Source organism: Moorena sp. SIO3I6 (assembly GCF_010672095.1).
The window spans coordinates 1-10,352 of record NZ_JAAHHU010000078.1; the positions used below are offsets into that span (position 1 = coordinate 1).

The 10,352-nt window shown below is 44.4% G+C and carries 7 protein-coding genes; 6 read left to right on the forward strand and 1 reads right to left on the reverse strand.

Annotation, left to right across the window (positions count from 1 at the left end; translation table 11 throughout):
- Positions 1-155 (reverse strand): helix-turn-helix domain-containing protein (locus tag F6K49_RS53495; RefSeq protein ID WP_366514210.1); only part of this gene is annotated, 155 nt, incomplete at its 3' end.
- 171 nt (positions 156-326) lie between these two features.
- Here F6K49_RS53495 and F6K49_RS21305 point away from each other — a divergent pair.
- The 6 genes from F6K49_RS21305 (at position 327) to F6K49_RS21330 (ending at position 10,270) form a co-directional block, all read left to right on the forward strand.
- Entirely contained in the window at positions 327-494 is a 168-nt protein-coding gene (locus tag F6K49_RS21305) for a hypothetical protein (RefSeq protein ID WP_293023110.1), read from the forward strand.
- Between the two features lie 968 nt (positions 495-1,462).
- On the forward strand, positions 1,463-5,038 hold the full coding sequence (locus F6K49_RS21310) for a LamG domain-containing protein (RefSeq protein ID WP_293099827.1): 3,576 nt from the start codon (positions 1,463-1,465) through the stop codon (positions 5,036-5,038).
- An 11-nt stretch (positions 5,039-5,049) separates the two neighbouring features.
- Positions 5,050-8,871: a hypothetical protein gene (locus tag F6K49_RS21315; RefSeq protein WP_293099830.1), complete on the forward strand. Its 3,822-nt coding sequence runs from the start codon at positions 5,050-5,052 to the stop codon at positions 8,869-8,871.
- Entirely contained in the window at positions 8,861-9,031 is a 171-nt protein-coding gene (locus tag F6K49_RS21320) for a hypothetical protein (protein ID WP_293023102.1), read from the forward strand. The genes F6K49_RS21315 and F6K49_RS21320 overlap by 11 nt, the downstream gene beginning before the upstream one ends.
- Before the next feature lie 93 nt (positions 9,032-9,124).
- Positions 9,125-9,667 carry a hypothetical protein gene (locus F6K49_RS21325; protein WP_293099833.1) on the forward strand — a complete coding sequence of 181 codons (543 nt, stop codon included), beginning with the start codon at positions 9,125-9,127 and terminating at the stop codon, positions 9,665-9,667.
- 96 nt (positions 9,668-9,763) lie between these two features.
- The gene (locus tag F6K49_RS21330) at positions 9,764-10,270 is read left to right on the forward strand and encodes a hypothetical protein (RefSeq protein WP_293099836.1); all 507 of its coding nucleotides are present in this window, start codon (positions 9,764-9,766) and stop codon (positions 10,268-10,270) included.
- Positions 10,271-10,352 lie beyond the last annotated feature (82 nt).

A 10,352-nucleotide genomic window follows, 5' to 3' on the forward strand; every position in this document is an offset into this window, starting at 1 on the left:
GATTGCCCTGCTTCAAGGGCTTGCAATATATGCAATCGAATAAAGGTGTTGTTAGCGACTTCCTCAATAGGTATAGATTTCTCCTGCCTGACTTGGCTGAGATAGGTCCCTATTTTCTGGAGTTGCTCCTCTTGCTCTAGACTTAAGTGGCTCACCAAATCTCTCCACCCATTAATCCACGTTAACAATTTTTATACAGAAACATCGGATAGTAACATCCTCTGGGCATCTCACCATAGAACTTATCAAAACTTATCAAAACTTAACAATATAGCCAATTTGCTGATGAAATAGGAAAACTCTCTAATTCTAAGGTATGGTTTGGATTGGCATCCTCCCCCGGCAGGAACAATCCTCGCGCTGGGGGATTTCCACGTTATACCGAGTTGCATTCAAAAAGAGTAGATTGGTTGGATAAAGAGATGGGGAGATGGGGAGATGGGGAGATGGGGAGATGGGTGGAAGAGGAAGTTATAAGTTTGACCGCAACTTGATATCACTGTAAGTCTTTATCCTTTCGTTGAGTTGGCTGAATGCTGTTCCCGTAGCGTCCGCGTAGCGCATATGCTTAAGAATTATCAGCTAATTTTTGGCAAGAATTTAATGCATCATTTTGTTTGCTTTATTTGCCGTAAATTTATGCTTGAATAATGTTTTAATAAGGCAAAATTATTATGATATAATTTGTTTTTTTTAGTTAATATTATGCATAATTCTACATTTATTTATATATAAACATCAAAAATTTATCGTTTTGCTCTACGGATAACAGTCTAGCAAATAAAAGACATATTAGGAACATAATTTTAAATTTTAACAGTGGTTTTAACTGGCGATAGGTTTTTGATATCCTGACTAAAGTCAGGAGAAAAGGAGTGGGGTATTGACAAAAGCGATACAAAGGGGATAGTATTGCGAACGTGACCAAAAACCAGCCGAACGAACTAGATCCAGAACGATTCAACCAGTTGCCGAAGGAGGAAGTGGTAGAAATGCTCATGACTGCAGCGAAGTCTATAGATATATCAGCAGCAAGCAACAATAGAAGAACTGAAACAAGAAATAGATAAACTGCCTGTAAGTAGTAGAATTAGAACGCAAAATTTAATCAAAAACGCCATCAACAGACCTACTCAAAAAAACGGAAACTCAGAAATAAGAAAAACAAGATACAGGAGAAAAACCTAAACGTCAAGCAGGCAGACAGCAAAGACATCAAGGAAAAACCTGGAGTCGCTCTCGGTATCGGGAATATATTCAGGATAGTGCTAATTTATCGGCTAATTTATTAAGTTAAGTAAATATTAAGTTTAGTAAAAAAAATGCTCTGCTTAGGGGTAGTCTGTGATAGAGTTTGTTGAGCAAGCTCGACCGGCTCAACTTGATAAAACTGCACTTGCTCCTTATTTGATTCCATAACCTTACGTTCTGAATCATTACCATAGAATTAAAGGGAGTTTTTATGCTCGCATACGGATTTATAACATTATTGAGTCTAGGTTCTGAGTACTACTTTAAATACGAGATTGATGCTCAGACTGGTTTCCAGATCTATTGGATTACAATCCCTGAGGGACTCGATAAGGAACGCTATAGCAAACAAACAATCTCCGAGTTTTTAGCAGAATCATCAGTTGCACAAATTCTCAAACCTGGAGCACCCCTTGATAAGAGCCTTTATCAAGCTAGCCTAATTTTACCGGGATTACCAGCCTCACCTTTCGATGCATTTTATACTATTGAACTAACCTACGACAGCGATTCATTTACGTTAGGAGTTCAATCTACTGATTCTTTTGGATTTAGTCCGGAAGGCTCAACTCATTTCAAAGATTTAAATCTGAGTTTTACCCAGCAACTTAATTCCGAAACCGTCACTGTCAGTGGAACAGTGACGGCGGTTTTCTCTGGTCAAGATATTGTCCTTGAGGCAGGGTTGAGCGATGGCTCTGAACTAATTTTTAATTACAATCCTAATAATCCTCAGGAAATCCCGATTCAACCGTGGGGCAATTTGGAGTTGACGACTTTTACGGTCAAACCTGGATCAAATCCTCTTCAACCCCAGGTGCTCTACTGGTTTGGAGAAAAGTCGGGAGAATGGGTTTATGATTGCTCCTTGAGGAATACCGAAGATGCACCCGCCATCGACTTACGGATTCAAACGGAGCCAGAAACAGTGCAGTGGGGATTAGGGTCTATCGCTGTTAAAGATGGCTTGATCGAGAGTGAAAATGCGACCCTAGAAGCGGCAAACCTAAGTTCTGCTAGCAAACTGATCAAGGCATTCCAAGAGAGCAACGAAATCACTATTGCAACCTGGATTAAGCCTAGCCAAACGGGTCAACAATACCCAGCTATAGTCCTGACTCTATCCGAAGATCCTCAAAATCCCTATGTGACTCTGGCTCAAGGGGATTCAGAATGGCTAGAGGGTTATGGAAATCGGTGGTCGGGGGATTGGTACCATCACGACGAGTATAGTGTGCTATTGCGCACCAACACTAATGATAGAAACCGATATTGGCAAATCCTGACGACAAGTCCCGACACAGTAACAACCGAGCTAACCTATGTTGTCTATACCTTCTCACAGAATAACTTCGGGGATGAGAGTGATAATGCCAAGTTGTATCTCAATGGCAAGCTAGACAATTCAAAATGGATTAATAGCGATAATCAGGAGCGTCATTTTTGGAGAAATAAGAATCAGCAGAGTAATCGTGCGAAAAATAGGAATCAGAGGGGTAATCGTTGGAAAAATCGGGATGATGAGGAGGATTCTCCTTGGAAAGATCGGGATGATCAGGAGCTTAATCTTTGGACAAATGACCCTGCTGTTAAGTTAGCTTTAGCAAATGACGTTTTATTTCTCGATCGCAGGGGCAACTCCCGAAGGAATCAAGATTTCCCTTGGGAAGGGGAACTCTACGAGGTGGCAATTTATGACTCCGCCCTGACACCAGAGGCGATTTACCAGCGCTACTACCCCACTATTGAAATTTTGGGCAACCTGACGCTGACTAATATGCCCACTCCTTTGAACCAACCCCTAACTGCTCAACTGACTTTGGAGGGTATGCCGGATGTAGAGCATTATTCAGAGTCTAAGCTCAATCTTAAGGTTGACACCTCTGAAATCCGGGAAGTTACCCCTGAGTTTGACTTCACCAAGATTGCCCTGGAATGGCAATCAGAACCTGGAACCTCCCCAACCTGGTACTTTAAGTGGGGACAAGTGGATAGCACGTTATGGAAAACGTCAATTCCCTTTACGGCAGTTCAAGCGGATGCGCCGGGTAAACTTGCCCTCAATTCACCGGAATTCGACCTTCAAATCGGATTAGGACAAATTAATACCCTAGAGGGGTTGTGTCTATTCCTGAAACCAGATAGCACGGGGGAGATATGGCAGATGTCTTCCATCACCTCTGTGTCTGAACTGGAACTCCCCCAATTAAGGGATTATCGCCCATTTGATTGGACGGTAGATTTCAAGCTACTGTTTGCTCGTCACAATCAACAACGGAGTCAATTTGACCCCCTGGGGATTGAAGATGGAAAAGTCGTTCTCAAGGGCAATTGGTTGGGAGAAAACCTTGTACTCTATGGCTGGTGGCGCAATGAGCAGTTTGTCCTGGAAGGGCAAAGAACTTTGAGTCTACCGTTTCAAGTTACTTTAGGTCCAATCTTTGAACCCGGTACCTCCCAAAAAATTATCGACCAGGTAGCGATCGCTTCCGTGATGAACGCCACTGTAATCCTGGAACTGACTGAGTTAGGCTTTTTGGCAAAAGTCTCTGGAACCTTTGATTGGACAGATCAAGCAGGGACGGTAAACACCTTTACAGTGCCGGAGTTTACCCTAGTTCGCCCACCGCTGACTCCCAATCACATCCTGGAAGCGATTTTGGCAAGGTTAAACTCCCAAGTAGATGTGATCTTTGCACAACAGTTTCGCCATCAAGCGGACTACTACTTTACGGTGGTGGAGCAAAAACCTGTTATTTATTTGGGCAAACCCAACGACCCTGCTGCCATCACCCAAACTACAACATTGCCCCAGTTATTCAACACTGCTGCGGATTCCAATAACATTTCCAGCACCGCAGGCATCTTTACCCTGACAGAAAATGCCGATCAAAGCTGTACCCTGACCATAACTCCTCCGGAAAGCAGTGACAATTGGCTAGATCAACTTAAGACCGATTACGACAACTTTATTGCTCAACTAGATACCAACAGTAATCTGATTGCTGGTACCCTCACCCTGGTCAAAACCCGGATTGCTGAACGGATGCCGTTGTTGGTTGAGGAAATTCTCTACTACTACTACGGCTTGGATAGCGTTAATGGCTACGTGGATTTGCAAGCTGGAATGCGGTTACGGGTCGATTACCAAAACTATCAATTCGTTCATCCAGCCCAATCTACGGCTAATTCAGGGTTTGTGGGCAGTGGCACGTCCTACTATAGCCTCAACAGTTATCGGGATGGCACTAACCTAATGATCAACTTTGATGGGTTTTTGTCCCAAATTCAGCCCTATGTCACCACAGATATTGCTACGGTAGGGGCTGGGAGTAGTCTGGATACCTTTAAAGTTGGCTATCAAAAACCCTACTTGCGGCTAGTTTATCCTAGTTTGGCAGCTCCCTCTGCAGGTTCCCTCGATCCCGGACAAGCTGCAACCATTATGGGAGCCGCAACAGTAACAGACCTGGATAAAAAGACAAACGTTGCCAGCTTTTATTTCCGAGGACGGGCAACAGTGATTCCAGAAATTACGGTGGTGCTACAGGAACAACCGGTATTTGTTCCGGTGGGAACGACTTTACGACAACTGATGGAGCAACGTGTCAGTATTCCTTCAGTATCCCTGGGAGAATCCCTACTGAACTCTACCGGAAAACCGAGGTTGAGCCGTCTTTTACACGAAGGGGTGTCTAACGAACCTAGCTATCGCTTTATCTACCTGGACGTAGATAGTCCAGTGCTTGATTTGCCTCTGGTAAAAGGCGATCGCATTGTCCTGTAGGGGGTGAGCAGATGACTACCTTTACCCAATCAACAGCACAGGCGCTCTACGTTTTATCTGAATCCGTTAACCCTACCGTGCCCTATAGCATTGGGTTTTGGGTTAATGGCGGATCGATAGCAGATTCCCAAACCCTTTCCCTGGAAGAAACTTGGACAATAAAGACGGGAGTATATCTATTTCTCAAAGCTGTGCCAGAGGGGAATGATGCTATAGACCCTTCGGTGTTGAGCGACCGCATTCGTGAATTTCTGATTACACCTTCGGTACGCAATACCCGGTTTTTGTGGATTGATAACCCAGAGGAGTTAGTCTCTCGCTGGCGATTTCATGCCCTAACCCTGTCTCCAACAGATACTGTAGAGCGACTGACCTTTTTTAATTTCCGCAACTATGAATTAGCGATCGCTAGTGGTGTAACTTGTCAGTTGAATGGAACTAAAGACGGATTTCTGTTTGCCCTCGATCCGTCTCTACACAACCTGCCTAACACTGGGACTGAATCACCGGAAACTGAATTACCGAAAACTGACCCCTTTTATTTGTCCACAGGTTATGGTGCTCATCAACTGAAAGGGATTGAGGTCAATCAGGCAGGGGAAGCTATGGCATTACCCTTTAGTGGAGAGTTGGCCGGTTGCCTGACCTTTGCCCTGACCTTGCAAAACCGATCTCCTGGCACAGCCTCCTTTGAGGAACTGGTCTATCTGGATGTGACGTTGCGGATGTTTTTCAAATCCGCAAACTCCTTACTAGACGCCACTGACCCCTTGTCTGGTTTTGCAGGATTGAATAGCGACCAGGACTTCCTGATTTCTAGCCATCGATATCCCTTTCTGGGGGAAGATAGCGATGCTGCCTCCCATTATTCTGAGCAGGGGGATGGTAGCCAAAATCTGACCTTATATAGCGCCCTAGATCCCCTCCAACCCTTGAATGGCGATCGCACTTACTTTGCCTTTGTAGAGCCAGGAAACTCTACTATTTCGGATTTATCCTTGCCTTCTTGTTATCGCACCAATTTAGGATATTCCATCCATGTCACTCCCCATGGTCATGGGGACAGTCGGCTAATCTTTGCAGAGCGTCCAGGGCAGAATTCTAGCATCTTTGGTTCACCCTTGTATCTAGTCCCCCAAGGGAAATATACTCTCTCGGTTCCCAATTACGAGAGTACCCCTATCCCCAGTGGAAAGGACTTTTCGATACGAGATGAAGATAACTTCTTGTGTGGATTAGCGGGGATTGAATACATTCAACTGTCGAGTCAACAGGTTAATATTCTGCATCTGGAAGCTGGAAAACCGACCTTTGCGCCGGATTTCGTTCCTGAGCAAATTGTAGATACCAATGAAGCTGGGCAGCGTCTAGAATCGGGAACAACTACAGCTTGGGGATATATTGAATATGACCAAGTAACGAATTTACCGGTCTATTTTTCCCAACCCAAGCAGTCCTTGCTGTATCGAGCATCAACGTTTCAGGATGGAAACCAAGACCCAACTGATGATCCCCTCAGGTTTTTGGAGGTTCCCTTTACAGGACTGCCAAGGGGAGAGTATTTACCCTTGTTTCCCTATGGTGGAGTAAGTGGAACCCTGGCTCACTATCAGCAAATGGAGGAACAAATCCTCAATCCCCAGCGCCGCCAAAAAATTAGAATTGTTGCTGAAACAGACACCACTCAACTTAGCGGTGAAGCTCAGGGAATACAGGGCATAGGGATAGGGACATCTAGTCCGCAAGCATTCAGTGCCTTGAGTAGATCAGCTACCCCTGAAGCTGAGGCCATGGCTGCTGCTGCTACTAGCTCAACAGCCGAAACCATCACCGGTACAACTCCCCAAGGATTGCTGGCAACCTATTCCTCTGATTATCAAACCCTCAACAGTCTATTACTGGCGAAGGATACCGAAAAGAAGGATGTGAGTTTGCAAGACTTAGAACGGGGTTCATCCCTCCGTTCAGCTTTCCAGTCGAGTCAGATGTTCCTGGTGATCACTGACCCGACTTCCCTAAAAACCTTTGATACCAATGAACCTCCTCAAGTTATCAAAGAGCATTTTCAGAACAACCAACTGACCATTCAAAGGTGGACCTTTGATCTCAATCCAGACAATTGGCGTCAGGGCACAGGGGATACTGATACGGTTTTACTGTTTAAGTTCCTAGATAAGCCCCTGATTGATATTCTCAAGGATACCGCCCTGTGGGAACAACCGGAGGTATTTGTGGGGACGGCAACTGATGCCGATGAACGGGTCAAGGAGATTAAAGCAGTGCGCGATCGCTTAGTGACATTCTTTGAAAATGCGATCGCAACCGCAAACGACCCCAATGCTGCTGAAAAAGACCGGGATAATGCTGCCCCTCTAGCCCGGGTTGGCAGCAGCACCTTTTGGTCAGGGATGATCGCGTTAAATGTCAAGCTCCCGGTCGGGACAGGAATGCCTCCAGACTTGAAAGCCCTAGAATGTGGCATACAAGACCGGGATAATTTCTACGCTCAGTATGTTGGAAGTAACGGCACCCCGATTTTGCCCCAAAATGGGCAATTGGTAGCGGAACAGTCTTCCCTGTTTGGATTGCTGGACTATCAAGACACCTCCGTGCCAGAAACCGGTCCATCTGGCTATGCCTTCCAGGTGGCCAACTTACGGGTGCAATTCCAAAATTCTCAAATTACGGCATTTTCCAGTGAAGTCAATCTTACCCTAGATAAACTCTTTGACGAAGCTACCCAATTACTCAATAGTCGATCAGGACGCAATATCGTCATTCTCCAGGGCTTTACGGAAGAACACAATGGGGTGATTACCTATGGCTTTAGCTTTAGCGGCGAGAACTATTTTGCCCTACCCGATAGTCATATTCTCAATAATGTTGACATCGTTAAGGCCACTTTTTCCACAGATCCCCCAGGCAATGATACTACACTCACTATTGGACGATTTACCCTCTGGGGTCGTCTCAATTTCCGTGACCTAGAGGCCTTTGATGGATTATCCTTTGGGTCAGATACTTCCCTGTCCGATGAAGTCTTAACTGCCAGCAACCTGGTCAACCGCAGTGCCCGTGCCCTGGAAGACGATTATCAGGTAGGGATTGATACTCTCAATCAAGCCTCAGCCGAGTTGCAGCAAAAACTGGATGAGCTAGCGAATAACGAACAATTCCTCCAGTTTTCAAAGCTGAGTATTGTGATGAACTGCAAGCATACGAATGGTACCCAGGATATCACCTTTAGTGTCGATGCCAGCCAAATTGCCTTTGATTTGGCTCGCAGTAAAGCCCGCCCCCATAGTCTCTACAGCAAATTTCCCCTGAAGCTGGCTAACTTCGTCTATCTCGACCCTGCTCAACCCGATAGCAAGCCTAAAGGGTATCTTACTGTAAAGACTCCCTTGGGCAGTGGTTCTATGCCCGACAGTGGCTTTGGTTTTAACTTCGAGTTTAATTTGGGTAGTTTAGGGGCATTGTCGGGTTCAGCTCAGTTTGTGGTTAATCTGTTGATTATCTGGGAACCGAATCAGGATGGTTCCCAGGGGAAAGCAAAAACCTTTGTAGGATTGAGGCTACCGGGAATTGGTGGGGATGTGCTCGGTTTTCCTCTCCAGAGTGTACTGAAGCTGTCCTTCAAGACGGTGGAATTACTAGTTGATTCGACTAGCGCTTCTGGTACAGCTTACTTGTTGAAAATCAAGAAGGTTGCTCTTAAGTTTTTTGTCCTCTCATTTCCCCCCAATGGACAAACCGAAATTGTTATCTTTGGCAATCCTGATGCCACTGATAGTAATGATGCCGTTGGCTGGTATGCTGCTTATGCTAAATAACTACAGCTATCTGGTGGTGCGTCCCCCACCAAAGGTTAATGTCCAACTATTAAAAGCAACGTCAGCTATCAGCTATCAGCTATCAGCTATCAGCTATCAGCTATCAGCTTATAGGTTAGGTCACAGGCTAGAAGCCTGTGCCACGCTAGTTGGCTTTTGAATAAAATAAGCTGACGGCTGACGGCTGACGGCTGACGGCTTACAAAGCCACTAACCAATAGATTTAATTTAATTTAAATAAACAGGAGATCCGATGGCAGAGCAGAAAATCCCCAATTATCAAGATATTAACGATATCCCAACGTTTATGGAGGAAGTACAGACTACCTATAGCATTACTGAAGAATTGCCCATCACCTTATCTGACAATCATCCATTATCTGATATGTGGGCAAAACCAATTACTGTTACGGAAGGTACATCACCGGATCCTTGTTATACGGCTACTGGATCAATTAATGATCAGTTTCCCTTCAATTTTGCCAAGGATTTTCCCTTTGATATTAAAGATTTCAGTTTTCTAAGTAACCAAGACGTTGCTCCTGAACTGGCAATGAAGTTGAAGATTGATGTCTTCCAACCTATCCCGGAACCTGAAGATCGGAGGGGGATTAAAGTTACCGTATTTTCGGTACCCCAATCGGATGATTATCCCAATGGTGTGATTGTAAAAAAAGGGTTAACCTTCGTGGACGAAAATGGAAATCCTGTGGCTGATGATAATCTTTCGACACAAAAGATTCCAGAAGAATCAGTGGTTCCCCCGGAAGCTGAAGTTAAGCTCGATCAACTATAAACCAATCGAACTTTTATAAGTTATACTTGGTAAGTAATAGTGTTTTAATTTTACTGACATTTTTTGATTTTATTAGATTGAACAAGGAGCGAAAAAATGGCAGAGACTAAAGTATTTTTTGGTGTTTCTCTAGAACTGGCTGGAAAGACAATTTCCTTAGAACCTAAAAATGCTATTAATGAAATTAAAGAAAAGGGAATTGAAGTTGAACTTCCGGCAGGGGAGAGAGTCTATTTAGGGACAGTAGGTACCTCTCTTAACAGTATTTTACAAACCCTAGGAGCAGTTGAGTCAGGCACAACGGCTTCCTTTCTGAATGAGGATGGCACTCTCAAGTCCGACGAATTACCAGATATTACCGTCTTACAGGATGCGGCAAGTGTGCTGGTTGAAGCTGGTTTATATGTGGATGAATTTCATGTCAGAATTCCAGGTTCTAGTGCTTCAACGACAAATGCTGATGGAAAGAAAGTCGTTGATAAAACGAAGACAGCTTATACTGTTGGACTATCAGCAGAATGGCAAGAGAATTCAGGTCAATTAATAGATGGATTAGACCTTAAATTAAGGGGGGTCTATTTCAAAATCAGTAATGAAGAATAGCAATCAGTAATCAGCTATCAGCTATCAGCTATCAGCTATCAGTTATCAGCTATCAGCTATCAGCTATCAGCTATCAGCTTAT

Excerpts from the sequence above, each read along its gene's own strand:
- F6K49_RS21310 (WP_293099827.1), top strand. The coding sequence starts at position 1,463 with ATGCTCGCATACGGATTTATAACATTATTGAGTCTAGGTTCTGAGTAC.
- F6K49_RS21315 (WP_293099830.1), top strand. The coding sequence starts at position 5,050 with ATGACTACCTTTACCCAATCAACAGCACAGGCGCTCTACGTTTTATCT.
- F6K49_RS21320 (WP_293023102.1), top strand. The coding sequence starts at position 8,861 with ATGCTAAATAACTACAGCTATCTGGTGGTGCGTCCCCCACCAAAGGTT.
- F6K49_RS21325 (WP_293099833.1), top strand. The coding sequence starts at position 9,125 with ATGGCAGAGCAGAAAATCCCCAATTATCAAGATATTAACGATATCCCA.
- F6K49_RS21330 (WP_293099836.1), top strand. The coding sequence starts at position 9,764 with ATGGCAGAGACTAAAGTATTTTTTGGTGTTTCTCTAGAACTGGCTGGA.